We start from the raw sequence: 26,263 nt of genomic DNA, 5'->3' as shown, positions 1-26,263 counted from the left end.
CTCGGGTTTCAAAACACTCCGGATGTTGCGTTCATATTAGTGATCTGCACAATCCTCTGATGAAAATACTGACGCCTTCCCGCTCGCGCGCTCCTAGTGCTCCACTGACGGTGATTCCACTGCGGCGGAATCGCGCGATGCCGCGTCGCGCAGGCGGATGATCGTCTGCCGCGACGTGCTGAGCACCCGTGCGATTGCCGTCACGGTGCTGCCTGCGGCAAGCGCCTTCAGCGCTTGTTGCCGCTGTGAATCGGACAACGAGGCGGGACGTCCCTGATGCATGCCGTCCTTCTTGGCGATCGCGGCCGCGTCGAGTGCGCGGGCGCGTTTGGCATCGCGCTCCAGTTCGGCGGCAAGCTGGAGCACGCGGATTGGTGAGCCTTCACCGCTCGCGCAAAGATCGGCTTTGCCTACGTCGAGGCAGATGGCGTGCGCCCCTTTTGCCGCCAGCGTGGTGAGTGTCGACACGGCGTCGCTGATGCTGCTTCCCAGGTATCCGAGGCGCGTGACCACCAGTGTGTCGCCGGGCTTGACGCGGCGGATGGCTCGCTGGAGCGCGGGGCGCGAGGTGGCGTTCACGGCATGACTGCAGTGATCGACCAGCACGTACCCCATGTCGACCAGGAAACCGGCTTCGTCGATCTGGAACAGGTCGTTGTCGCGGCCGTCCTGATTGCCGGCGGTATTGACGTACACAATGAGGGTCACGAGGCGCGCTCCAACTCCAATAATGCCTTGCACGGCCCGCCGGCAACGGCGCCGGCCACGCCGGTCAGCGGCTTGGGCCATGTTAGCAAACTGTCGGGCGACGCGCCTCCGTGGTGTGCCGGACGATTTCCACTCGCCACCACGAAGGCAGCAGGCGGCGCACGTCGGCGCGGGCAAAGCGGTCGTCGATGAGATACAGCACCCCTTCATCGGTCTGTCCTCGAATCACGCGCCCTGCAGCCTGTACCACTTTCTGCAGCCCGGGAAACAGATACGTGTAGTCGTACCCGGCGCCGAACTCCTCGTCCATGTGCACTCTCATTTGCTGGTTGACCGGATTGAGTTGCGGCAGTCCAAGCGTCGCGATGAACGCGCCAATCAACCGCGTGCCCGTCAGGTCGATACCCTCGCCGAACGTTCCGCCGAGCACGGCGAAGCCGACACCACGGCCTGTTGGTGTGAAACGCGCGAGAAAAGCTTGCTGGTCCGCTTCGCTCATTGAACGCGATTGCGTCCACACCGGAATGTCCGGGTACTCGCGAAGCAGCGCGCTGGCGACCTGATCGAGGTAGTCGAAGCTGCTGAAGAAACTCAGGTAGTTGCCGGGCGCGCGCCGGTATTGAGTTGCGATAAGATCGACGAGGAACGGTACGGACTGCTTGCGATCATGAAACCGCGTGGAAACATTCGCTATGACCCGCACCTGCAACTGGTCCGCATGAAAGGGCGATTCCACATTTATTTGCAGGCAGGTTTCGGGAAGACCCAGCATGTCGCCATGGAAATGCATGGGCGTGAGCGTCGCTGAGAACAGCGCGACCGAATGAGCGCGGGAAAAACGCGATTTCAGGTGCGGCCCCGGCACGCGGTTGCGCAGGCACAGAACGGTGTTGCGCCGCGTGGAAGAGTGCGGGGACAGGGTGGTATCGAAGAGCGAGTGGGTGTCGAAGCGCTCGGCAATTCGCACGAAATGGATGGCATCGAAGTAAAAGCGCAGCATGTCGGGATCGAGGCGATCGGGCCCCGCGGGTTGCGCGCCCACCAACTCCGTCAATTCCCCCACTACCGCGATCATGTTTTCCAGCGCTTCAATGAAGTGTCCGGGCAGGTCGGCGTGCACGTCATAATCGGTTGCCTGCTCGCTCGAAATGATTTTCCATTCCTGGGCGATCCTGTCGAGCGCGCGCTTCAGCGGGGGCGGCGCGGTGCGGCGCACGTTGCGAAAACGCGCTTCATCCAGCGTCGCCGAATACATGGCGCGGGCGCGTTCAACCAGGTTGTGCGCTTCGTCCACCAGGACGCCGACGCGCCATTCCCTCGACACCGAGAGGGAATACAGCATGGCGTGGGTATCGAAGTAATAGTTGTAGTCACCGACAATGATGTCGCTCCATTGCGCCAGTTCGTGGCTCAGATAGTACGGACAGACGTTGTGCTCAAGGGCAACCTCGCGCAATACCCGACGGTCGAGTTGCGCCGCCTTGAGCGCGGCCTGTCGTGCGGCGGGCAAGCGGTCATAAAAGCCGCGCGCGAGCGGGCAGGATTCGCCGTGGCAGGCTCGGTCGGGATGCTCGCAAGCTTTGTCCCGCGCGACCAGTTCGAGCACGCGCAGCGGTGCGCCGCGGCCGAGCGTGGTGAGGGCATCGATAGCAAGCTGGCGGCCTGAACTCTTCGCGGTGAGAAAAAATATCTTGTCGATCTGTGCAGCAGGCCATGCTTTCAACAGCGCAAACAAGCTGCCCAGCGTCTTGCCTATACCGGTTGGCGCTTGCGCCAGCAGACTGCGTCCGTGCAGCGCGCAACGGTAGATTGCCGCCGCCAGTTCCCGTTGTCCGGGATGCAACGACGGATAAGGGAAAGCCATTTCCGCCAGCGCGCCGTCCAGTTTGGCGCGATGTTCGAGTTCCTGTTGCGCCCAATCCAGAAAACGCGCGCAGTGCTCGCGAAAGTGGTCGCAGAGTGCGTCGGCGGATTGCAGTTCGGTGAAGACGGTCTCCTTCTCGCTGGCAATATTGAAGTAGACGAGGGCAACGCGGATCTCCTGCAGGTTTAGCGTTTTGCAGCACAGCCAGCCGTAGATGCGCGCTTGCGCCCAGTGCAGATGCCGATGGTTGTCAGGGATCGCGCTGAGCTTGCCGCGGTACGTCTTGATCTCTTCCAGCTGGTTCAGGCCCGGGTCGTAACCGTCTGCGCGTCCGCGTACAAGCAGGGGACCGAAGGTATCGGAGAGGCTTAACTCGGATTGATAACGCTCGCCGCGACGGGCGGTGACGAGCCTATGCCCGGCCATGCCCTGTTGCGCGGTGGGCGAAGGCGTGAAGCGCAGGTCGAGGTCGCCGCGCTTGGCGGTGAACTCGCACAATGCGCGTACCGCGATGGTGTAGACGGGCTGGTCGGGCATATTTACTGTATGGATATACAGTAAATATTATCACGATGCGATCAGCCGGAAACATCGCGTGGAACGCCGGTGGCCGCAGCCTGGAACGGGTGAAGGTAACGCTCACGCCGCTGCGACGGCAGGCATGCAACGTACACAATAAATTACGGACTCGCATGTCCCGAAGAAATGCCGCGTGAATATAATGAGCGCCGCCTGTATTCCCGCAGGTAAAAACCCATGATCGAATCTCCCGGCGCAGCACGAGCGCGTGGGTACCGCGTGACGCTTCGCCCGGCCGCTGTAAAGCGCGTTCGTTCGGACGCATAGTGGTATCTTTAATCTGTCAAAGCACCCCGAACCGAGGCCCCTGGAGTGAGCGAAACTACAACATCAACGGTGCCGCCGGCGGGAGAGGACGCACCGGGCGAGGCTCATAGCTCGAGTTCGCTGGGTTTCCCTGTTGTCGGGATCGGTGCTTCCGCAGGGGGCGTCCAGGCGCTGCTGCGCTTCTTCGAGAACGCGCCAGCCGACATGGGCATGGCGTTTGTCGTGGTCCTGCACTTGTCGGCGAAGCATGTCAGCAGTGCGGACAAGGTGCTGCAGAACGTGACCCGCATGCGCGTGTCGCAGGTCAACGGGCCGACGCAGATAGAAGCGAACAATGTCTATGTCATCGCACCGGGCAAGAACCTGACGATGGCCGACGGTTACCTGAACGCGCGTAATGCCGAGCCCACGGCGGGGCGGCCGGTCTCTATCGACCGGTTTTTCCGGAGTCTGGCCGATGCGCATGGCCAGCGCGCGATGTGCATCGTGATGTCCGGTACGGGCAGCGACGGCGCGGTCGGCATTGCCAGCGTGAAGGAAAAGGGGGGCGTGACGCTCGCGCAGGAGCCGAACGACGCCGAATACGCGGAGATGCCGCAGAACGCGATCCTGACAGACCAGGTCGACCTTGTGCTGCCGGTGGTCGAGATGCCGCAACGGCTGCTCGACATATGGAACAACGCCAAGCGCATCGCCCTGCCCGAACTGGAACCGGCAACGCCTGGTCCGGCCGACCGGGCCGGCCGCCAGAGTGAGGCCGAACTTGCGTTGCAGGCCATTTTGGCGACGCTGCGCACCCGCACCGGCCACGACTTCCGTTTCTACAAGCGGGCGACCATGCTGCGCCGGATCGAGCGGCGCCTGCAGGTCAACGGCGTGCCGGACCTTATTGCCTACCGCGACCTGCTGCGGGAAAACCCACGCGAAACCGCGGCCTTGCTCAAGGACATGCTGATTGGCGTGACCGGTTTTTTCCGCGACAGGGAAGCGTTCGAGTCGCTCGAGCGCGGCGTGCTGCCGGCCTTGTTTCACAACAGGGCCGAAGGCGACCAGGTTCGCGCGTGGGTCGCAGGATGCTCGTCAGGCGAGGAAGCGTATTCGCTTGCCATGCTCTTGTCCGAGCAACGCGATGCGTTGCATTCCTCAGCCAGTATCCAGGTGTTCGCCACGGACATTGACGAAAGCGCGGTTGCGCGCGCACGAGCCGGACTGTATCCCGAGTCGATCATGACCGACGTCCGCCCCTCTATGCTGCGGCAATTTTTTGTCAAGACCGATTCGCGCTACGAGGTGGTGAAAAGCGTACGCGAGAAAATACTGTTCGCGATGCACAACGTACTGCGCGATCCGCCGTTTTCGCGGCTCGACCTGGTTTCCTGCCGCAATCTCCTGATCTATCTCGACCGCGGCGTGCAGAACCAGGTGCTGGAGATGTTCCACTACGCGTTGTGCCCCAACGGGTATCTGTTCCTGGGCAGTTCGGAGTCGGCGGACTCGGTGGAAGACCTGTTCAGTGTGGTCGACAAGAAGAACCGGATCTACCGGGCGAAAGCGGTAAAGCCGTCGAACCGACCGTCGATGGGGTCCCCCTTGCTATTGATGCAAGGGCGTTACGCGCGCGACGAAGAGGCGGGGTCCGCGCTACTCCCGGGGCGCCGCAATTTCTCGTTCAGTGCGTTACACCAGCGTGTGCTCGAGCAATACGCGGCGCCTAGCGTGATTGTGAACCGCGACTCGAAGATCGTGCATATGTCGGACAACGCGGGACGTTTCCTGCGGTATGTCGGAGGCGAACCCTCAAGCAACATGATTGCCGTCGTGCTGCCCGAACTGCGGCTCGACCTGCGTACCGCGCTGTTCCAGGCCGCGCAGACGGGCAATAGCGTGGAGGCCCGGCGCGTCAAGCTGCAGCGCGACGGTCACCCTTCATACGTCAACATGACCGTCCGCCCGTTCCATGACGCCGCCACCGACGCCGATTTCCTCCTCGTGCTGTTCGACGAGGTCCAGGAAGCGATGACGGAAAGCAAGGTGGTCGTGGAGCATCAGACGGGCAATGACACCGTGATGCAGCAACTCGAACAAGAGCTGCAGTCGAGCAAGGAGCAACTGCAGACCACGATAGAGCAGTACGAGACGTCGACGGAAGAGCTGAAGGCGTCGAATGAGGAATTGCAGGCGATCAACGAGGAGTTGAGATCGGCGACGGAGGAACTCGAAACCAGCAAGGAAGAGTTGCAGTCGGTGAACGAGGAACTCATCACGGTCAACGCGGAACTGCAGGCGAAGATAGAGGAAACCGGCAAGGCCAATGACGACCTGCAGAACCTGATTACCTCTACGGACATTGCCACTATCTTCGTCGATCGCGCGATGTGCATCAAACGCTATACGCCGAGCGCGGCCACGGTGTTCAACCTGATCGGCGCGGATGTCGGGCGCTCGTTGTTCGACATCACGCACCGGCTCGTTTATCCCGAGCTGGCCGACGACGTGAGTGCGACGTTCCAGTCATTGCGCCTGACCGAGCGTGAGGTCGCCACCTCCGACGGCCGCTGGTTCTTCGCGCGTGTGCTGCCCTACCGGACGGCGGATGATCGGATTGACGGCGCGGTGCTCAGTCTTGTTGAAACCACGGCGCGCCGCCGCGCGGAAGCGGACGTGCGGGCGGGCGAAGAGCGCCTGAGGCTCGCGGCGCAGACGACGAACGACTTCGCGATTCTTGTGCAGGACCTTGAGGGCCGCATCGTCAGCTGGAATGCCGGCGCCGAGCGCGTTTTCGGTTATACGGCAGGGGAAGCGATCGGGCAGAACATCGACGTGATCTTTACGGTGGCGGATCAGCAAGCGCGCCTGCCGGCGCTTGAACGCGAGGCCGCGCAACGCGACGGGCGGGCTGACGACGATCGCTGGCATGTCGCAAAGGGCGGCCGCAAGGTGTATTGCAGCGGCGTGGTGACACCATTGTCCGATCCGAAATTCACGGGCTACGCGAAGATAGTGAGGGACCTCACGGACCGCAAGACACAGGAAGACGCGCGGCAGTCGCAACTCGCGGAGGAGCGTGCGGTGCGGGCGCAGGCGGAGGCGGCGAACCGGCTCAAGGACGATTTCCTGGCCGTGCTGTCGCATGAATTGAAGCACCCGCTCAACCTGATTCACGTGAAGGCGGAGATGTTGCCGCGCATCCCCGAGGCGCGCGGCGTACCGGCCATCCAGCTCGCGGCGGACGCGATCCAGCGGGCCGTGCTGGGTCAGGCGAAGATCATCGACGACTTGCTGGACCTGTCGCGCGTGCGTACCGGCAAGCTGGCGCTGAACCTGGCGACGGGCGACGTCGCGGCCATGCTGCGGACCATTGCCGATGCGATCGAGGCTGACGCGGCATCAAGGGGCGTTGCGCTGTCGTTCGAGGGTCTGGATCAACCGGTCTGGACCAAGGTGGACGCCGTACGCTTCGACCAGATCGTGTGGAACCTGTTGAGCAACGCGCTGAAGTTTACGCCGCGGGGCGGCTCGGTTTGCGTTCGCCTCACGTGCGAGGAGGACGAGTTGCGCATTGACGTAACGGATACCGGGCTGGGGATCGATGCATCGCTGTTGCCGCATATCTTCGAGATGTTCTCCCAGGGAAGCGAAGCCCGCCGCAAGACCGGCGGAGGCATGGGCATTGGCCTGGCGCTGGTCAGGCAACTCGTGGAGATGCATGCGGGACGCGTGCTCGCCCATTCGGACGGGGCGGGGCACGGCACGCGGATGAGCGTCTGGCTGCCCCTGGTCGATGGCCGTCCCGTGGGCAAGCATCTGCCGGACGCGCGCAGCGGATCGCTGGCGGGCGTGCGTATGCTGGTCGTCGACGACGACTCCGAGACCGCGAGTGCATTCGCGGCTTTGCTGGAACTCGAAGGTGCGCTGGTCGCTACCGCACACGACAGCGAGGACGCCCTCGCGCTGCTCGAACGCAACCACGTGGACCTGTTGGTCTGCGACATCAGCATGTCCGGCGTGGACGGTTACGAATTCATTGGCCAGGTGCGGGCGAATCCCCGCTTGGCCCAATTGCCCGCCATTGCGCTGACAGGCTACACGGCCGGCGCCGGCGACCAGCGTGCACGCGGGGCGGGTTTTGACTTGACGTTGACCAAGCCGGTTTCTCTTGACGCGCTGATTGCCGCCGCCGAGCAGGTGTTCTTCTGGCGCGGCGCACATGGCGGCAGGCATGAACATGGCTGATGACTGATGGGTAAGGTGGACTGCTTCAAGCGCGCTATTTGTGAATGTCGGCGCGCAACTGCGTTACGTCGCGTGTCGTGATGGGCGACGCGTTATTGCCCCACGTCGTGCGGATGAACGTCAGCACTTGTGCCATTTCCGTGTCGGTCAGCTTGTCCGAGTAAGCTGGCATGTTCTTGCGCGGCGGCCCTTGTTTCGTGGCGGGAGAATTGCCGCCTTCGACCATCAGCCGCGTTAGCGAGGTGGTATCGGCGCTCAATACGGCGGGGTTGCCCGCGAGCTTCGGATACTTTTGCGGCGTGCCTTCTCCCTCTGCTCCATGGCACTTCGCGCAGAAGGACAGATAGATCCCCGCGCCAGGACGTTCGATGTTGCCCGTGCGTGTGGCGGCGGTAGTCTGCCGTGCAGCGAGGGACTGCGGCACGTAAGCCCCCGATGCGCGCCGCGGCGGCAAGCTTTTCAGGTAATGCGCGATCGCGTTCAGATCGTCGCCGTTCATGTACTGGGTGCTGTCTTCCACCACCTGGACCATGCTGCCGAACGTGACCAGTCCGCCGCCATGCCCTGACTTGAGAAACGCCGCGATCTCCTGTTCGCGCACGCGGCCGAGGCCTGAACCGCTGTCGCCGGTCAGGTTCGGTGCGAACCAGTGATCGTTCACGCCGCCTGTCAGATACTGTTCCGACGACTCGGTATAACCGCGTTCCTCGTACGCGGGACCACGCGGCGTGTGGCATGCGCCGCAGTGTCCCAGCGACTGCACGAGATAAGCGCCGCGGTTCCACTGGGCGTCGTGCTCCGGATGCGGCGCATACGCTTCGTTCGGCGCGAAGGCGAGGTTCCAGAACACCAGCGCCCAGCGCTGGTTAAAAGGAAACGGCAGGCGGGTGGGCGGCGGCGGCTTCGAGACCGCTTGCACGCCATGCATGAAGTAGGCGTAAAGCGCTTGCATGTCGTTGTCGCCGATCTTCGAAAACGACGGGTACGGCATCGCTGGATACAGATGCTTGCCGCCGCGCGCGACCCCTTCGCGCAGCGTCCGCGCGAAGTCGTCGTAGGTGTACTCGCCGATCCCGTATTGCTTGTCGGGCGTAATATTGCTGCTAACAATTGTGCCGAACGGCGACGCCATGCCCAACCCGCCCGCGAACGGCGCGCCGCCTTGAGGTGCGGTATGGCAGCCGGCGCAATCGCCGGCTCGGGCCAGGTATTCACCGCGTGCGATCAACGTTTGATCGGGTTGAGCCGTCTGAGCGGTCGGCTGTGCGTGCGCTTGTTCCGTCAATGCAACGAGGCAAGCGAGAAGGGCGGTGGCACGTTTCATCGGCGTCACCACGGTTTGCAAGGCGAGACGATCAACGCGGCCATCGCAGTCACGAGCAGTCCGAGAACGAACATCGGGCTCGACAGGATGGCGACGCGAAACAGGAATCTCCCGGCCCTGCGGTCGGGGTTAGTGCCCGATCCCTGGCGAAGGGTCCGCCAACCCCGCCACGCGGCTGTGAGGCCGCCCAGCGCCACCGCCAGACACACCAGGCTCACTGCGCCAATGTAAGCGCCCAACGCGTGCAGGTCCGGATGCACGAGCGGGTCCTGCGCCGGGTAACAAGCCTGCGCCGCGAGCGCTTCGCATACGCAGATCTGCACGATCCACGCGAGCGGTGCACCGAGCAGCGCGTAGATCTGCTGCAGGGCATACAGGATGCGTTCGCGGCGTGCCGTCACGGCGTGTCTCCTAGAGCACGTAGGGGCTGATATAAAGCGTCGTGAAAATAAACAGCCAGACGATATCCACGAAATGCCAGTACATGCCGCCGATGCTCAGGACGGTATGGCGGCGATCGTCGAAAAACCCGAGCGCGGTCCAGGCAAGCAGCAGGATCAGCACCACGAGCCCGGCCACCACATGCAGCATGTGGAAGCCGGTGATGGTGAAATAGAGCGAGCCGTAGAGATGCGCCGAGGGTCCGTACGGATGGTCGTGCCACTCATTGAGCTGCACGCCGACGAACAGCACCCCGAGCACGATCGCTACGCTCATCCACAGCATCGCCATGCGGCGGCGCTCATGCTTGACCGCACGCTCGGACAACACGACAAACACGCTGCTGGTCAGCAGCACGGCCGTATTGAAAAGCGCCGGGCCCATCTTCGGCAATCCGTCCGGCGGCCATTTGCCGCCGCCTTGCGAGTACAGGTACAGGTAGCTGAAGATCAGGTAACCAAACAGCGCGGCCTCGGTCCCGATCAGCGTCCACATGCCCCACCAGCCGCCCGCGCTTTGTCCTTTGCCGCCAACCGGCAGAGGGCGCTTCATGTCGATGACATCAGCCAAGTGTTTCTCCTTGGGGTTCACGTTGGCCCAAAGGCGCTTCGGGCCACATCCATGCGGTTAGTGAAACGGCGAAACCTGCCAGCATCAGAAGCGCAAGCCACCACACGTGCAGCAGCATCGCGGCGAAGATCAGCGTGGAGAACAAGCCGACCAGGAAGGGAGCGTACGAGTCGCCAGGCATCTTGAGGATGGCGTCGGGCCGTCCGTCGAGCGCGCGGGTGGCCAGTGCCTCGCGGCCGTGATCGAGGATCAGTCCCTCGTCGAGTTGCGTTCGCGCCCGGGATGGATCGTCGTGAAAGAGCCGTTCTTCCCAGAGCGGATGGCCGCTTTCCACCACCGGAATGGTCGCGAAGTTGTAGGGCGGCGGTGGTGACGAAACGGACCATTCGAGCGTCGGGGCATCCCATGGATTGTCGCCGGCAACGGGACCGCGTTTATAGCTCCATAGCACGTCCGCGAGAAACATCAGCACGCCGGCCGCGAACACGAACGAGCCTATCGACGTGATCATGTTGACCGTATTCCAGCCCATGTCGCCGGAATACGTGTAGATGCGCCGCGGCATGCCGAGAAGGCCGGCTATATGCATCGGGAAGAAGCCGAGGTTGAAGCCGACGAACGAGACCCAGAATGTCAGCTTGCCGAAGCGCTCGCTCATCAGGCGGCCGGTGAATTTCGGAAACCAGAAGACCACGCCGCCCATAACCGGAAACACGTTGATGCCGAGCAACACGTAATGCAGGTGTGCGACGACGAAGTAGGTATCGTTGAGTTGCCAGTCGAGCGGCACGGCGGCCGTCATCACGCCTGAAACCCCGCCAATCACGAACAGCAGCACAAAGCCCGCGAAATAGAGGAATGGCACCTTGAACACGGGGCGCCCGGTCCAGATTGTCGCGATCCATGCGAAGGTGGCGACCGCGCTCGGGATCGAGATCACCATGCTGGCGGAGCCAAAGAACGCGAGCGCCAGCGCGGGAATGCCGGTGGCGAACATGTGATGAATCCACACGATGAAACCGATCACCATGGTGGCGACCGTCGACAGGGCGACCGGCGTATAGCCGACCAGCGGCCGGCGGCAAAAGACCGGCAGCGCATCCGAAACAATGCCCATGGCGGGCAGCACGACCGCGTAGACCCACGGATGGGCGAACATCCAGAACAGGTGTTGCCAGAGCAGCGGCCGGCCGCCGTTAAGGACATCGAAGAAATGGGTGCCGAACTGGCGGTCGAGCCAGAGCAGGAAGAACGCAAGGCTTACCGCCGGCACCGCAAGCAGGTTGCCGCCGGATGCCGTGAGCGTGCCCCATACCAGCACCGGCACACGATCAATGGACATGCCCGGCGCGCGCATGCGGATGAGCGTGACCACGAAGTTCGCCGAGCCCACCGTGGTCGACGCGCCGAGCAAGACCATGCCGAGTGCGTAGATATCGATGTTCGGCCCGGTGTTGTATTCGAGCCCCGAGAGCGGCACGTAGTTGAACCAGCCGGCATTGGGCGCCTGTCCAAACGGAAAACTCGAATAGAGAAAGATGCCCGCGAACAGGAACAACCAGTAGGAAAGCGCATTGAGGCGCGGGAACGCCATGTCGCGCGCACCCAGAATCAGCGGCCACAAATAGTTGGAAAATCCGGACAGCACGGGCAGCGCGTAGAGGAAGATCATTGTCACGCCGTGCATGGTGAAAAGCTGGCTGTATTGCTCGGGTGTCAGCACGGTGGCGTTGGGGCGTGCAAGTTGCACGCGCATGATCAACGCTTCCACGCCGCCCATCAGCAGGAACACAAAGGCGGTGACCAGGTACCGCAGTCCGATGCTCTTGTGATCGACCGTCGACAACCATCCTCGCCAGCCCGGCGGAGCTTCCCAGATATCGGCGAGGCGCTTTTGCCTGGCGCTCCCGGGCGGCACGCGGCCGCTCTCTGGAACACGTGCATCGGCAGGCAGGTTGCTCATGAAGCGTCGCTCCTCGATGACTATTTGAGTGTCGCGAGATACGCGGACAAACTCGCCGCTTCGTCGCGTTTCAGCGCAATGGAAGGCATCAGCGAGTCGGGCTTGATGCGCTGGGCACCGGTGATCCACGCGAGCTGATTCTGTGCGTTGTTCAACAGCGCGCCGGCCGCGATCAGCCGCCGCGAGTTCAGATGGGTCAGATCGGGTGCCTGCGCGCCTTGTGCATCCGTGCCGCGGATCACATGACAGCCCGCGCACTTATCGAGGAATAGCGCTTTGCCCGCGGTCACTGCAGCATCGTTCGGCATGTCCGGCACGCGCGCTTGTTGCGCGCTCCATGCGGCGAAATTGGCGCGGCTCTCGGCCACCACTTCGAACGCCATATGCGCATGCTGTGCGCCGCAAAACTGCGAGCATTGCCCGCGATACACGCCGGGGGCATCGGCCTGAAGCCATTGTTCGTTGGTCTGGCCTGGAATCGCCTGGGTCTTGCCCGCGAGCCTGGGTACCCAGAATGTGTGGATCACGTCGGCGCTTTTCAGCTTGAACCGCACCGGTTCGCCGGTGGGAATGTGGATCTCGTTGGCGGTGACGAAACGCGCGGAGGCGGTGGGCGCGTCGTCGTAGGCGACCTTCCACCACCAGTCGTAAGCGGTCACCGTGATTGTGAGCGCGGGAGTGTCGGCTGGTGTCGCAACTTGATCGAGCGTGAACAGCGCATAGACCAGCATGGCGATGAGCGCGGGTACGGAGAGACCGACGCCGATCACGATCCAGCGTAACCCGCTCGTCCCGTGAGCGAGTTGCCGCGGCGGGACGTCCGGACGCCGCCGCAGGATAGCGGCGCTCAGCAAGCCGCCGACAATCACGCAGACCGCAACGCAGATTGCAGTGAAAACCCAGTCGAGCCGAAGCGTCGGTCCAGCAGCCGGCCCGGCCGCGTGAAGGAAGTAGTTGAGCGGTGCGCCGTCGCTGACGTGCACCTGAGATGCCACTCCGGCGAGCGGCATCTCAGCTCAGCTTGGGCGTGGTTAACGACGACGATGACGAGGACGAAGGCTTGCAACCGTGGCGGCAGGGATCTGACATCGAGTGCTCCGGGCGGGGGTATCGAGTGTGAATCGACGAACCCGGCAGCAATCGACGTACCCTGACGAGTCGCTTTCAGCCGGTCGCTTGCCTGATCGCCCGCCTGAGCAACGTACGGCAATGACGCGCAATCTGCCGCTCTTCCAGCGTCTCGATCACGTCGAACTGAACATCGAGAAATTCGAGTCCGTCGCAAATGCGTTCACGCACGGTCGCGGCGTGCTCGCCAATCCCGCCAGTGAAGACCACGCGGTCGAGCCCCCCCATCAAGGCGGCATACGCGCCGATGGTTTTGCGCACAGCAGTACAGAAGATATCGATGGCCAGTTCCGCGTCGGCGTCGCTGCGTTGCAGAAGCGCCTGCATGTCATCGTTCGAATCGGAGAGACCCTTTAGGCCGCTTTCGTGATTGATCAGATGTTCCAGCGCGTCGGCATCTAGCGAACCGGTACGCATCAGATAGACCAGCACACCGGGGTCGAGGTCGCCGGTGCGCGTTGCCATGGGAATGCCGCCTGTTGGCGTGAGACCCATGGTCGTATCGATTGAACGGCCGTCGCGGATGGCGCACAGGCTTGCGCCGCTGCCCAGATGCGCGACCACGAGGCGTGCGGGAAGGTCGTTGCCGAGTGTTGCGACGATCGACTCGTACGACAGGCCGTGGAAGCCGTATCGAACGACCCCTTCGCCAGCGTAGTGCTTCGGCAGCGCCAGGTGGGTGGCACGCGCGGGCATGGTCCGGTGGAACGCGGTGTCGAGGCAGGCGAAATGCGGCACGTCGTTGAAAATCTGCTGCGCCTGCTCCAGCAGCTCCAGCGCTTGCGGCAGATGCAACGGCGCGAATTGCACCGCATCGCGCAAGGTCTGTTTCACCTCGGGCGTGATGAGCGCATGGTCGGTCAGGTGCGGACCGCCATGCACTACCCGATGCCCCACTGCGGCCAGCGGCTGGTCGAGATGCGCATGCAGCGCGTCGGACACGCGCTGCAACGCGTCGTGCTGCGACTCCATCACGTGGCTTTGCGTGACATCGATCGCGCCATCCGATGAACGCATGGTCAGCGAGCCGTCATCGCGGCCGATGCCCTTCGCGCTGCCGCTCAGCCACGGGATTTCGTCGTCGCCGTTCGACGTGGTGTCCGATGTTTTACCGGGCAGATACACACCGAATTTAAGCGACGACGAACCGCTGTTCAGCACCAGGATTCCAAGGGTCATGGTCTCAGCCTTTCCAAACCCAGTTACGGATTTCATCGCGGTCAATACCTTCCGCATGGGCGTAGATAATGCTCGCGTTGATCTGGTCCTTGAGCCAGTTCTTCGTGTGAGCGCCGGTATCGCGAAGCCGCGGCACGCGATCGATCACGTCGATACACAGCGAAAAGCGGTCGACCTGGTTGATGATCGCCAACTCGAACGGCGTGTTGATGTTGCCGCGCTCCCGATAACCATGCACATGCATGTTCTCGTGATTCGTGCGGTTATACGTGAGCTTGTGAACGAGCGACGGATACGAGTGGAAGTTGAAGATGACCGGCTTTTCGCGCGAGAAAATGGAATCGAAATCGCGACTGGACAGACCGTGCGGATGATCGGTGTCGGGCATCAGCCGGAACAGGTCCACCACGTTGACGAAGCGGATCTTGAGGTCGGGGAAATGTTCCTTCAGGATCTCGACGGCGGCGAGCGATTCCATGGTGGCAATGTCTCCGGCACAGGCCATCACCACGTCCGGTTCGCTGTTCTGGTCCGTCGATGCCCAGTCCCAGATGCCGATACCCTTGGTGCAATGCGCAAGCGCAGTTTCCATGTCAAGGTACTGCAAGTGCGGTTGCTTGTCCGCGACGATCACGTTGATATAGTCGCGCGAACGCAGGCAATGATCCATTACGCTTAACAGGCAGTTCGCGTCGGGCGGCAGGTAAATACGTACGACTTCTGGACTCTTGTTCGTGACGACATCGAGGAAACCCGGGTCCTGGTGCGTGAAACCATTGTGATCCTGACGCCATACCAGCGAGGTAATCAGCAGGTTCACCGAAGGTACCGGCGCCCGCCAGTCAAGTTCGAGCTTCGATTTTTCCAGCCACTTGGCGTGCTGGTTGAACATGGAATCAATCACGTGCACGAATGCTTCGTAGGTCGCGAATAACCCGTGCCGGCCCGTCAGCACGTAACCTTCGAACCAGCCTTCCAGCGTGTGCTCGCTGAGCATTTCCATTACGCGGCCGTCAACCGATAACGCGCCGCCATCGCTGTCTTCCGGCTTGATCTCGGCGAGCCAGCGCTTGCCCGACGCTTCATACACGCCGTCGAGTTTGTTGCTGGCGGTTTCATCGGGACCGAACAGCTTGAAGGTGCTCATGTTGCGCTTGATCACATCGCGCAGCCAGGTCGCGAGTACGAACGTGGGCGACTGGTACGTGCTGGCTGGACCTTTCACCTTGAACGCGTAGTCGCGGATGTCGGGCAGGTCCAGCGAGCGCCTGAGCCGGCCGCCGTTCGCATGCGGATTTGCGCTGATGCGGCGGTCGCCCTTCGGCGCGATTGCGCGAAGTTCTTCAATCAGCGTGCCGTTTTCGTCGAAGAGTTCTTCAGGTTTGTAGCTGCGCATCCACGCTTCCACAATCTTGAGGCTCTTCGCGTTGGTCACCGGATCGAGCACCGGCACCTGGTGCGCGCGCCAGAAATCTTCGACCTTGTGGCCGTCGACTTCCTTCGGACCGGTCCAGCCTTTCGGCGAGCGCAAGACGATCATCGGCCAGCGCGGACGCGTGGTGTCACCGGTCGAACGCGCATGAGCCTGGATCGCACGAATCTCGCCGATGCAAGTCGCCAGCGTCTCGGCCATCAGTTGGTGCATGACGGCGGGGTCGTTGCCCGAGACAAAGTGCGGTTTGTATCCGTAGCCGGTCATCAGCGCTTCGAGTTCTTCTTGCGGAATGCGCGCGAGGATAGTCGGGTTCGCGATCTTGTAGCCGTTCAAGTGCAGGATGGGCAGCACCGCGCCGTCGACCACCGGGTTCAGGAACTTGTTCGAATGCCACGAGGTGGCGAGCGGGCCGGTCTCGGCTTCGCCGTCACCCACCATCACCGCCACGATCAGGTCGGGGTTATCGAATGCCGCTCCGAAGCCGTGCGAAAGGCTGTAACCCAGCTCGCCGCCTTCGTGTATTGACCCCGGCGTTTCAGGGGTGCAATGCGAACCAATGCCCCCGGGCGACGAGAAAGCGCGGAACAGGCGCAGCATGCCGGTTTCGTCGGCGCTGCGATCCGGATAAACCTCGGAGTAATAACCTTCCAGATATGAGTTCGACAAGGTTGCAGGTGCGCCATGCCCCGGCCCCGAGACATACATGACGTTCAGGTCGTCCTTCATGATCAGGCGGTTCAGGTGCACCCAGGTGAACGACTGACCGGGGTCCGAACCCCAATGTCCGAGCAAGCGCTGCTTGATGTGCTCCGCCTTGAGCGGTTCGCGCAAGAGCGGGTTGGCGCGTAAATAGATCATGCCTACCGACAGATAATTGCAGGCGCGCCAGTAAGCGTCGATCTTGCGCAATTCATCGGGGGAAAGGGGAAGGGAGCGGGGCGTTGCCTGTGTATCCATATCGTGTCCGTTGTATCCGGTGGTTGGAAGGCGGTGTCACTCGATTCGGCGGGTCACTCTTGCGGGTCGCTCCTACTAAGACTAAGGCATGCGGGCGCCAAGGCATTCTGCATTGTGCCGCGTGCGGCGGAATCACGGTCAGTCACGACCATGACATGGATCAAAGGCAATGCTATGACTGGCGGTTTGTACGCGGGGAGCTTGCATGCAGGAGCGGGTTGAACCCGACGGCCGGTGCTGTCTTGCGCGCGGTTTTAGCCGCTCTTCTGCCGCGACGACCGCCTGATAACTGGTTGATCAGATCGCTGTCGGGCTCGCCTTCGGGTTCGCCGTGCTTTCCAGTATTGATACCACCAATATGCCCGATCACCGCAAAAAATTCCTTCGATGCATTGCGTAAGGTTCGTCCCGGCATCATGGTCATGGCGACCACTTCGTGCAGCGACTTATTGTCGACAGTACGAAGCCGGGGCGGGGAGTTCCAGTCGATTGCGCTGTTTGCAAAGCCGACTATGACGCGTTGTAGCACGGCCGGGGAAAGCACGCCGCCGTCGTAGAGGCCGATCAGCGTGGCCTCGGCGGCGGCGAACAATCCGTTGGCCAGGACGGCACGTTTTGCCATCAGTTTTGCGATCCAGGCGTGCCTGGCGGAGTTTCGTCTCCGGGATTGAGATCGATGTTGTCGGGCATGGCGCCTCCTTGGTGACCGGCAATGCGCATCGCCTGAGCATGCCTGAAGCGCAGTGATTTTGTGCAGTAGCAAGGCGCGTTCCACCGATGTATTCCACCGGTATTTTCACCCAGCAATCATGGCTTTCGGCCGAACGCTTCGCGCAGGCGTTTCTTGGCGTTATCCAGGATGGTCCGACGCGATTTCGGCAAGTTTCGTCCGGCGCGATTGATGTAGAAATTCAGCATCGACATGGCGGACTGGAACGGCGTGCCTTTGCGCCGGTTGCTGCGCGTGGACGATTTCTTCAGCGAATCGGCGATCTCCTGGGCGCTGCCTTCCTTGAAAATCGCATGCTCGATGTCCATTGCATCGCTCGTTTCCACCACGTGGCGGGACCAGCGCTTGGGGTTCGAACGGCTTGAATGCTGCTTCGGTTTTGGCTTTGCGCGCGCATGTTTCTGACGCGTGGTCTTGCGCTTGCCGTTGCTGCTGGATGCGGTCGCCATGTCTTCCCTCCCGGGCTATTTAGGGTGCTTCTGAATCAATCGATGGGCGTGTTTGAAAGCCTCAACGATCGCGCGATACGCACTCTCGCGCGTCGCGGCATCGGGGGATCGAAGCGCATACGATGGATGAAAGGTCGCGATGACCAGACGCCCGTCGTGTTCGATCGCGTCCCCCATCGACGCCTGCAATTTCACGGTCGATTTTTGCAGTACGGACTTCAATGCGGTCGCACCTAACGCAACGACAACCTTGGGATCGTGTTCCGCCAACTCCCGTTCGATCCAGTAGTGGCACGCCTCCACTTCGCGTTGCGCCGGGGTCTTGTGCAAGCGTCGCTTGCCACGCGGTTCCCACTTGAAATGCTTGACCGCGTTGGTCACGTACACCTGGCCGCGGTCCACGCCGGCTTCATCGAGCGCTCTATCCAGCAATGCACCCGCGGGACCGACAAACGGCTTGCCCTGCAGGTCCTCCTGATCGCCGGGTTGTTCGCCCACGAGCATCAGCGGCGCATGCCGTGGACCCGCCACCTGGAACAGCTTGCGTGGCCGCCTCCCACAACACGCAGCGGCGGCATTGATCGAGATGCTCCGGTTGCTGGTCCGGACGAATGCCTATGGGCCGGGTCGCCATGACTGCATCAACCGGCAGCGGCGCTGCGCGCTTGCGCCAGCGTCAAGGTGGAGCGCATGGCTTCCGCCAGCCGCGCGGCAGGGGCTTCGCGGTCGCATGCTACCGCCGCTGCAACTTGGCCATCCTTCATCAGATAGGCGATGAACGCCTGAGCATCGAGATCGCCATCGATCACGACTTCGTCGTGCTCGCTCGCATGGCCGAGATATTCGAGGCGCTTGCCGAAGTGATAGGTCCAGAAATACGGCACGCCCGTGTAATGCTCGTCGCCGCCGGCCATGTTCAGCGCGGCGACACGTGCGTGTTGCTGGGCGACGCGCCAGTGTTCTATGCGCAGTGTCTTGTCCGAGCGCGGCAGGGGGAATTGCGCGATGTCACCGGCGGCATAGAGACCGGGTGCGGCATGCATTGACGAATCCACGGGAATGCCGCCGTCATCCGCCAGCTCGACGCCGTGCAGGAAGTCGGTAGCAGGGCGCACGCCGGTGCCGATGATCACCACGTCCACCGGCAATTTCTCGCCATTATCGAATTCCGCTTCGCTCACGATGTCATCGCCCAGGAACCCTATGACTTTGGATTGCATGCGGAAGACCACGCCGTTTTTCTCGTGCAGTCGTTGAAACATCCGGCCTAGTTCATCGCCGAATTGCGAGCCCAGCGGCACCTTTCCCGGCGCGGCGACCGTGACGTCCATCCCTCGTTTTCTCAACGACGAAGCCACCTCCAGTCCGATGAAACTTGCCCCCACGATCAGCGCTTTCCTCGCGCCTTCGAGTGATGCAAGAATCATCTCTGCATCGTCTCGCGACCGCAGCAGGAAAACGCCGGACAAGTTCGAACCGGGCACATCCATCGGCTTGGGGATACCCCCTGTGCAGATCAGCGCGGCGTCGTAATCCAGGGTGAGGTTGCTGGACAGGTGGATTTGCTTCGTGCCGGCATCGAGTTTCACGACGTACGCTTCAACCCGTTCAATGCGCTGTGTCGAAAGGAAATCGTCGGGCAAAAGCGGGGGAATTTTCTCCGGCGGCATGTCGCCGGCAAGCACGAACTTGCTGAGCGCCGTGCGATCGTAGGGCATGCCGTGCTCGGGTCCGATCAGCACAAGGCGGCCATCGAAGCCGGCTTCGCGCAGCGTGGCGCAGGCGGCCGCGCCCGCTGCACCCGCGCCGATCACGGCCATCGTGCGCGTGTCTGCGGCCGGCGTGTGCGCGGGCCCGGTTTGCGCGTGCGGTGAAACAAGTACGTTGCCGTTTTCAATGACTACCGGATAGCGTTGCAAACCGGTTAGCGGCGGCGGCTCGATCAGGCTGCCGTCGGCGACCGCGAACGTCCCTTTATGCCATGGACAAACAATGCGTCCATTGCATATCGCGCCCTGCTCGAGCGGCGCGCCGGCATGCGGGCAATCCGCTGAAAACGCATGGACCTGGGCGCCTTGCCGGACCAGCAGGATGGCGGTGTCGGCAATGCTGACGCGCGTGCCGCGGTCCTCTCGAAGATCGTCGAATCGTGCTGCTTGTTGCATGGAACCGGCCATGTCGCACTCCCGTCAATCGTTCTTCAGCCTTCAGCAAAAAGCGGGCCGTCGAGTTTGGGCGATGCGTGAATGACCTTTACTATCTTTTTCCTGTGAATCCTGTGAACGAAGCGTCCCTCACGCTGCGATCCGGCCGAGCGATGCCGACCCGCCGCGTACGGATTGAAGAATGAGCGTCGCGAGTTGCTGCACCGGCGGCGTGGACGTGGCCGATGCGCGCACGAGCGACAACGGCACCGTCGGCAGCGCCGGCAATCCCAGATCCCGGCCTTCGAACGCGCTGACGGAAGCGGGCAAGCCATAGCGCGTGCGCACGGTCAGTCCAAGGCCTGCTGCCGCGGCGGCCCACAGGCCGGAGAGGCTCGGACTCGTGAACGCCACCCGCCAACGGATATTCGCGCGGTCGAGCGCCTCCGTGGCGGCGCTGAAAAACAGGCAGGCGCGATCGAACGCGACCAGCGGCAGCGGTTCTGCTGGATCAGGATTCCATGGCAAGGTCGATGAACCGATCCAGCACATCGCGGGCTCGGCGATCATCTCGTGCCGGTCGCTGCCTGGAAGTTCATGGCTTAACGAAACCGAGTCGTCCCAGATCAGGGCAAGGTCGAGGTCGTTCGAATCGATCCGGCTGAGCAGTTCCGTGTTGCGCGCGACCCGTGCCTCGATCCGCACTTTCGGATGCGCCCGCGAGAACCGGCCCAGGACGTCGGGCAACATGACTTCGCCGAAATCCTCCTGCAGCCCGAGCCTGATCCAGCCTTCGAGGTCGGGACCGCGCACGGCGGCAGCGGCTTCGTCGTTGAGATCGACCAGCCTGCGGGCGAACCGCAGCATGGTTTCGCCCGCTTCGGTCAGCGCCAGGTTGCGCCCGGCTTTCTTGAACAGCGGCGCGCCCGACTGCTCCTCCAGCTTCTTGATCTGCGCGCTGACGGCCGAGGTCGAGCGCCCGACGCGGTCCGCCGCCTTCGCGAAGCTTCCCAGCTCCATGCCGGCCACGAAGGTCCGTAGTGAAGCGACATCGAAATTGGTTTGCGACATGGTTGATCGTCCTGTTTCGTCGAATCATTGTTTCGATATTACTTGATATTCAGGATGATGATAAACCGCGACACTGGGTTCATCGAAAGCATTCAAGAGAGAAAAGCATGGAAACTCAATGCGCAATCCCCTTGCCGACAGCAGTGCGGCGCGAACTGGGCGCGTCGCACCGATGGAAGGTGCTCGGCGTCGGCGTAGCCGCGAACGTTAGTTTTTCGGCTGCCGCCGCGGGCATTCCCACGACCGCCGTCTGGCTGCGCGCCGATTATCACCTCGGCAACGCAGCGCTTGGGTTGGCGCTTGGGGCCATGGGGCTGGGCGCCGCGCTCTCGGAATTGCCGTGGGGTGTGGCGACCGATCGCTGGGGAGACCGCCCCATCTTGCTGACCGGGTTGGCCACGACCGCCGCCGCGTTGCTCTCCATGATGCTGTTCGTCGTGCCGTCGCATGCGGCTGTTCCGGGTTTGTTGTGGCTGGTGATGTCGATGTGCCTGGTCGGTCTGGTCGGCGGGAGCGTGAATGGATCCAGCGGGCGGGCGGTCATGAGCTGGTTCCAGGAAGGTGAACGTGGTCTTGCCATGAGCATTCGCCAGACCGCCGTACCGCTTGGCGGTGGCCTGGGCGCGTTGATCCTGCCCTGGCTTGCCTCCACCGGAGGATTCCGCCCGGTCTACGGCGTGCTGGCGGCCATGTGCGCGGTTTCGGGTGTGCTCACCTGGCTTTGGCTGCATGAGCCGCCGAAGACGCCTGTCGCAGCGCATGCCGGTTCGAATGCGAGTTCGCCTATGCCGGCCGTGCCCGCGGTCGGTCCGCTGCGTGACGGGATGATTTGGCGTGTCGTCGCCGGCATCGGCATCTTGTGCGTTCCACAGTTCGCGGTGGTGACTTTCGCCACCGTGTTTTTGCATGACTTCGGGCATGTCGGCATAGCGGGTATTACCGCGACGATGGTCACCGTCCAGCTCGGCGCAATGATCATGCGCGTTGCAAGCGGCCGTTTCACCGATAAACGCGGCAACCGGCGGGCGTATTTGCGCGGATCGACGCTAGTCGCGGTGGCGTCGTTCGTGGTGCTGGGCGCTGCGGTGGCGTCGGGTCACCGGTTGCCGGAAGCGTTGCTGATGGTGCTGATCGCGTTCGCCGGAATCTGCGTGTCCGCGTGGCATGGGGTGGCCTACACGGAACTCGCGACGTTGGCCGGAAAGGATCGCGCGGGCACGGCGCTCGGGATGGTCAATACCGCCGTTTATCTCGGCTTGTTCCTGACGCCGCTGTGCATTCCGCATTTGCTCGCGATCGGATCATGGGGCGTTGTCTGGATCGCTGCGGCTGTCTGTGCACTGGTTGCTTATCCGCTGTTTCCGAAACCGGTGAAGTCAGTGAGGAGGTCAGTGAAGCCGGCGGCGCGGGTGTCGTGAAGGGTTTCGGAATGGGTTTGGTTGCGGGCCTGGTCGGTTTGAGGAGGGTGGTTGATCGTGTCCTACCGCCTTCGCTGGCTTCCCATAATCGCCGATACGAATCGAACCATTCGCTCGCATCTTTCAAAATGTCGGTTAGCCGAACGGGCTCGTGGCGCATGCTGCTGCGGCAAGGAATTGGCGACCCCGTCCAGCTACGGTTGATGAGCAAAAAGGCCGCTGCGGCGAGCCGGCACGGGCGACGTTGCGCGTCACGATCGCGCACGATCAGCCCGGCATGCTCAAGCACCCGGAGATGCCTGGACGCAACGGTGGGCGTCATGTCGAACGGCTCTGCAAGTTCCGATACCGATATCGATGCCTCGCCTCGGGCACGCCGCGCAAGGATTGCCCGCCGGGTTGGATCGGAGAGCGCCGCGAAGGTCGAGTTAATGAGGTCGGTGCTCCCGCGCGCGCTTGATGGTTCGTGAGATCAGTGCTTTGCTAGCCGCTCGTTATGGTTGAAACAGACGGCCGGAATGTCAAGGTACGGAAGGAGCGTGGGCATTCGTCTACAGGTTTTGGACTGTATTTCGACGATCCGAATCATTGCTTTGGTGCAAACCCGCCGGACCGAGTCGCGCTCCAGCAGAAAAAGCGTGTTGCCGCTACTATTCCGATGATGAAAAATCTGCCGGACTACGCGTCTCGAACGCTTTCAAACCCACTCTACGATTTTGTCGAACGGCATCCGCGGCTGTTCGTTTTGTCTGGTGCTGGAATTAGTACGGAATCCGGAATACCTTGCTACCGGGACACTGAAGGGCAGCGTACCGGTCGAGCGCCTATTTTGCTGAAAGACTTCATGGGCTCGGAGTTTGCGCGCAAACGCTATTGGGCACGCAGCATGATCGGCTGGCCATTGGTCGCGGGTGCCGCACCGAATGCAGCGCATCTCGCGGTTGCCCGGCTTGAGCGCCTGGGGTTGTTCGAAAGGCTTGTCACGCAGAACGTCGATGGACTGCACACGAGCGCGGGCAATACGGACGTGATCGAATTGCACGGCAATATCGGCCGGGTGCGGTGTATGGAATGCGGCGACGAGACTTCGCGGGCGGCGCTCCAGCCACGACTTATCGCCGATAACCCGGGCTTCGTCGGCCTGGCTGCGTTGCCGGTGGCGGACGGCGATGCGCAGCTCGAAGGCTATGATTTCGCCGCTTTTCATGTACCGGGCTGCACGCGCTGCGGCGGCTTGCTCAAGCCGGACGTCGTGTTTTTCGGCGAAGGGGTACCACGGACCCGCGTGGACGCGGCGGCTGCCGCGCTAGAGCAAGCCGATGCCATGCTCGTGCTTGGTTCGTCGCTGATGGTGTATTCGGGATTTCGCTTTTGCGAGTGGGCCGCGCGCGCCGGCAAGCCGATAGCGGCGGTCAATCTTGGAAAGACGCGCGCTGACGCGCTATTGCAACTGAAGGTCGAAGCACCGTGCGGGGCGACGCTCGATGCGCTGGCGAGCGACCTCAACCGTTAGTTTTTCGCTCGCGCCGGTGGACGGGTTTTGGGGGTTTTGGTGGGGTGGGGATGGTGGTTGGGGTTGATGTTGGGTGGTCGGTTCTGGTGTTAGTGGGCGGGGTCAATGCTGGGTTGGTCGGTTCTGGGGCTAGCGGTCGTGGTCAATGCCGGGTTGCTGCTTTCAGTGTTAGTGGTCTGCATGAGTCGGATTTTCTCTTTATCACTATTAGCCACTGTGCGTGGCGGCACGTCATTTCTTTGTCCAAAGCGACAAAGAAACGAAGCAAAGAAAACGCTTTAACCGCTCTACCCTAAGTGTCCACAGCGTGCAGTTTCTATTCATAGGTGCCCCAAAAGCACGGTGCTCGCCAGAGCGACGGATGTGTGAACCCCTCCTTCTCGCGAATCCTGACACGAACACGCTTCGCCCCGTACGCTCTCGGGCAAGCACCATTGCCAAGGAACCGGCGCGGCATCACATGTATATATGGCTGCGGTTTTTTGACGGATTAGCTGCTGGTCTGCGCGGTCATATTCGTGGATCACCGCTTGATGCTCATCTACTACTTCGGTTTTTTGTGAGTTGGTTGCGCGCCTACGCGGTTATTTTCGTCGGTTACCGCCTCATGCATTTTTGGGGCCTCGTTACCCGGCGGGTTGGCGGCGTGGTTCGACGAGAGTACAAATTGATGGTTGGTTGTCCGCGGATAGCGCGGGGTGCCCCTTGGGCAGGTTCAATCACTGGTGGCGAAGCGTGTGGGTATCCGTGTTCGGAGAAGGAGGGGTTCACACATCCTTCGCTCTGGCGAGCACCGTGCTTTTGGGGCACCTATGAATAGAGACTGCACGCTGTGGACACTTAGGGTAGCGTGTTTGAAAGCGTTTTCTTTGCTTCGTTTCTTTGTCGCTTTGGACAAAGAAATGACGTGCCGCCACGCACAGTGGCTAACAGTGATAAAGAGAATATCCGACTCTCGCAGACCGCTAACGCTGAAAGCAGCAACCCGGCACTGACCCCGACCGCTAGCCCCAGAACCGACCAACCCCGACCGCTAGCCCGACAACCCCCGCCCATCAACCCCAAAACCCCGTCCACCGGCGCGAGCGAAAAACTAACTATCGAGTTCCTGCTCGCGTCTCACCCGCGCTTCCTCTTCAAGCCTGATGTCTTCAATTTCCTGCATGACAGCTTCAAGATCCACCGGAGTGGTGTCGACTTCCACGTGACCCGTGAGCTTTGTATCAACAGTGAGCAGGCCCGCTTCGTATAGCGCCCACATTTCCTTACCGTAACTCGCCTTCAGCAATTCCGGCGCGAACTGCCCAAAGTAAGTCGCGAGGTTATCGACGTCACGTTGCAGCATGGCTGCCGCTTCGTTATTGCCGGCGGCATCCACGGCCTGTGGCAAGTCGATGATCACCGGACCGTCGGCAGCCAGCAGGATGTTGTATTCGGACAGGTCGCCGTGAATCATGCCGGCGCACAACATGCGCACGACTTGACTCAGCAGCAGTTCGTGCAGCTCGAGCGCACGTGCGTGGCTCATGTCCACGTCATTCAGACGCGGCGCGACATCGCCCTGGGCATCTACCACCAGTTCCATCAGCAACACGCCATCCGTGCAGATGTAAGGTTGCGGCACACGCACGCCGGCATTGGCGAGGCGGAACAGTGCGTCGACTTCGGCGTTTTGCCATGCTTCTTCCTGCATCTGGCGGCCGTAGCGCGTGCCTTTTTCCATCGCGCGCGCTTGCCGGCTGTTTTTCACCGTGCGGCCTTCCCGGTAAGAAGCTGCCTGCCGGAAACTGCGCTGCTTCGCATCTTTATAGACCTTCGCGCAACGCGTGGAGTCGCCACTGCGCACGACATAAACGGTCGCTTCCTTGCCGCTCATCAACTGGCCGATCACTTCGTCGATCAAGCCTTCTTCGAGCAACGGCAGCAGCCTTTTTGGCGTTTTCATACGGCCACCGCATAGGGGAGGACTTCGCGGAAGCCGCAAAGAGGATGGCAGGCGGGGGGGCAGAAAATTGGAATCATGGCGGATTATAAAGGCAACGCGGATTTGCCCGGGCAGAAACGGTTGCGCGCGGGTTGCGCACGCTCGGGAGGGACCGGTTTTCGCCGGCTCATTCATCCCGCCAACCCTGCGCTGAAAGCGCCCGCACGGCGTCTGCTCCAGCTTGCTCTTTGTCTTGCGGTTCCCTGGCCGATTGCGTTGGGCGATTGTGCTGGCCGATTGCTCGAATCAGCCGCCGAATCAGCCGCCCGAATCAGCCGCGTTGGCTTTGCAAACAAAGCCAACGCA

The 26,263-nt window shown here is 61.9% G+C and carries 17 protein-coding genes and 2 pseudogenes; 3 read left to right on the top strand and 16 right to left on the bottom strand.

What is annotated here, in order from left to right; genetic code table 11:
- Positions 1–93 precede the first annotated feature (93 nt).
- Both ACSQ8V_RS26550 and ACSQ8V_RS26545 read right to left on the bottom strand, forming a co-directional pair.
- Entirely contained in the window at positions 94–708 is a 615-nt protein-coding gene (locus ACSQ8V_RS26550; RefSeq protein ID WP_436207673.1) for a recombinase family protein, read from the bottom strand.
- A gap of 82 nt (positions 709–790) precedes the next feature.
- Positions 791–3,109 (bottom strand): ATP-dependent DNA helicase, encoded by a 2,319-nt coding sequence (locus ACSQ8V_RS26545; protein WP_436207672.1) that lies wholly within the window; start codon positions 3,107–3,109, stop codon positions 791–793.
- 354 nt (positions 3,110–3,463) lie between these two features.
- Here ACSQ8V_RS26545 and ACSQ8V_RS26540 point away from each other — a divergent pair, with 354 nt between their 5' ends.
- Positions 3,464–7,651: a CheR family methyltransferase gene (locus ACSQ8V_RS26540; protein ID WP_436207671.1), complete on the top strand. Its 4,188-nt coding sequence runs from the start codon at positions 3,464–3,466 to the stop codon at positions 7,649–7,651.
- Positions 7,652–7,685: 34 nt separating this feature from the next.
- Here ACSQ8V_RS26540 and ACSQ8V_RS26535 read toward each other — a convergent pair whose 3' ends face one another.
- The 12 genes and pseudogenes from ACSQ8V_RS26535 to ACSQ8V_RS26480 all read right to left on the bottom strand — a co-directional run bounded on the left by ACSQ8V_RS26535 (position 7,686) and on the right by ACSQ8V_RS26480 (position 21,042).
- A complete protein-coding gene (locus tag ACSQ8V_RS26535) occupies positions 7,686–8,975 on the bottom strand; it encodes a c-type cytochrome (protein ID WP_436207670.1) in 1,290 nt (429 codons plus the stop codon).
- A gap of 5 nt (positions 8,976–8,980) precedes the next feature.
- The gene (locus ACSQ8V_RS26530; protein WP_436207669.1) at positions 8,981–9,376 is read right to left on the bottom strand and encodes a hypothetical protein; all 396 of its coding nucleotides are present in this window, start codon (positions 9,374–9,376) and stop codon (positions 8,981–8,983) included.
- A gap of 10 nt (positions 9,377–9,386) precedes the next feature.
- On the bottom strand, positions 9,387–9,986 hold the full coding sequence (locus ACSQ8V_RS26525; RefSeq protein ID WP_436207668.1) for a cytochrome c oxidase subunit 3: 600 nt from the start codon (positions 9,984–9,986) through the stop codon (positions 9,387–9,389).
- Positions 9,979–11,949 carry a cytochrome c oxidase subunit I gene (gene ctaD / locus ACSQ8V_RS26520; RefSeq protein WP_436207667.1) on the bottom strand — a complete coding sequence of 657 codons (1,971 nt, stop codon included), beginning with the start codon at positions 11,947–11,949 and terminating at the stop codon, positions 9,979–9,981. The genes ACSQ8V_RS26525 and ctaD overlap by 8 nt, the downstream gene beginning before the upstream one ends.
- Positions 11,950–11,969: 20 nt before the next feature.
- Complete coding sequence (gene coxB, locus ACSQ8V_RS26515; protein ID WP_436207666.1) at positions 11,970–12,959, bottom strand: cytochrome c oxidase subunit II; 990 nt, start codon at positions 12,957–12,959, stop codon at positions 11,970–11,972.
- Positions 12,960–13,113: 154 nt separating this feature from the next.
- Positions 13,114–14,256 carry an acetate/propionate family kinase gene (locus ACSQ8V_RS26510; RefSeq protein WP_436207665.1) on the bottom strand — a complete coding sequence of 381 codons (1,143 nt, stop codon included), beginning with the start codon at positions 14,254–14,256 and terminating at the stop codon, positions 13,114–13,116.
- A gap of 4 nt (positions 14,257–14,260) precedes the next feature.
- Positions 14,261–16,648, bottom strand: a complete 2,388-nt coding sequence (locus ACSQ8V_RS26505) for a phosphoketolase family protein (RefSeq protein WP_213768794.1) — start codon at positions 16,646–16,648, stop codon at positions 14,261–14,263.
- 172 nt (positions 16,649–16,820) lie between these two features.
- Positions 16,821–17,270 carry a hypothetical protein gene (locus ACSQ8V_RS26500; RefSeq protein WP_436207664.1) on the bottom strand — a complete coding sequence of 150 codons (450 nt, stop codon included), beginning with the start codon at positions 17,268–17,270 and terminating at the stop codon, positions 16,821–16,823.
- Positions 17,271–17,455: 185 nt separating this feature from the next.
- Positions 17,456–17,827 carry a DUF3175 domain-containing protein gene (locus ACSQ8V_RS26495; protein ID WP_213768796.1) on the bottom strand — a complete coding sequence of 124 codons (372 nt, stop codon included), beginning with the start codon at positions 17,825–17,827 and terminating at the stop codon, positions 17,456–17,458.
- 15 nt (positions 17,828–17,842) lie between these two features.
- A pseudogene (locus ACSQ8V_RS26490) lies at positions 17,843–18,461 on the bottom strand (UdgX family uracil-DNA binding protein).
- Positions 18,462–18,468: 7 nt separating this feature from the next.
- Positions 18,469–20,004, bottom strand: a complete 1,536-nt coding sequence (locus tag ACSQ8V_RS26485) for an FAD-dependent oxidoreductase (RefSeq protein ID WP_436207663.1) — start codon at positions 20,002–20,004, stop codon at positions 18,469–18,471.
- Between the two features lie 117 nt (positions 20,005–20,121).
- Complete coding sequence (locus tag ACSQ8V_RS26480) at positions 20,122–21,042, bottom strand: LysR substrate-binding domain-containing protein (protein ID WP_436184583.1); 921 nt, start codon at positions 21,040–21,042, stop codon at positions 20,122–20,124.
- Between the two features lie 107 nt (positions 21,043–21,149).
- On the opposite strand from ACSQ8V_RS26480, the gene ACSQ8V_RS26475 reads away from it, so the two are divergent.
- Positions 21,150–22,460, top strand: coding sequence for an MFS transporter (locus tag ACSQ8V_RS26475; RefSeq protein ID WP_436207662.1), 1,311 nt, complete (start codon positions 21,150–21,152; stop codon positions 22,458–22,460).
- A gap of 229 nt (positions 22,461–22,689) precedes the next feature.
- On the opposite strand, the pseudogene ACSQ8V_RS26470 reads toward ACSQ8V_RS26475, so the two are convergent.
- Positions 22,690–22,893 (bottom strand): annotated as a pseudogene (locus ACSQ8V_RS26470) (ArsR/SmtB family transcription factor); the annotation flags it as partial.
- Between the two features lie 225 nt (positions 22,894–23,118).
- Between ACSQ8V_RS26470 and ACSQ8V_RS26465 the strand changes: the two are divergent.
- Entirely contained in the window at positions 23,119–23,973 is an 855-nt protein-coding gene (locus ACSQ8V_RS26465; RefSeq protein WP_436208018.1) for an NAD-dependent protein deacetylase, read from the top strand.
- A gap of 1,093 nt (positions 23,974–25,066) precedes the next feature.
- On the opposite strand, the gene ACSQ8V_RS26460 is transcribed toward ACSQ8V_RS26465, so the two are convergent.
- A complete protein-coding gene (locus tag ACSQ8V_RS26460; RefSeq protein ID WP_436207661.1) occupies positions 25,067–25,918 on the bottom strand; it encodes a PA4780 family RIO1-like protein kinase in 852 nt (283 codons plus the stop codon).
- Positions 25,919–26,263 lie beyond the last annotated feature (345 nt).

It is taken from the genome of Caballeronia sp. LjRoot31 (assembly GCF_964253885.1).
Lineage (GTDB): Bacteria > Pseudomonadota > Gammaproteobacteria > Burkholderiales > Burkholderiaceae > Caballeronia.
Note: the sequence above shows the minus strand (reverse complement) of the source record. Positions and strands in the feature narration are given on the sequence as shown.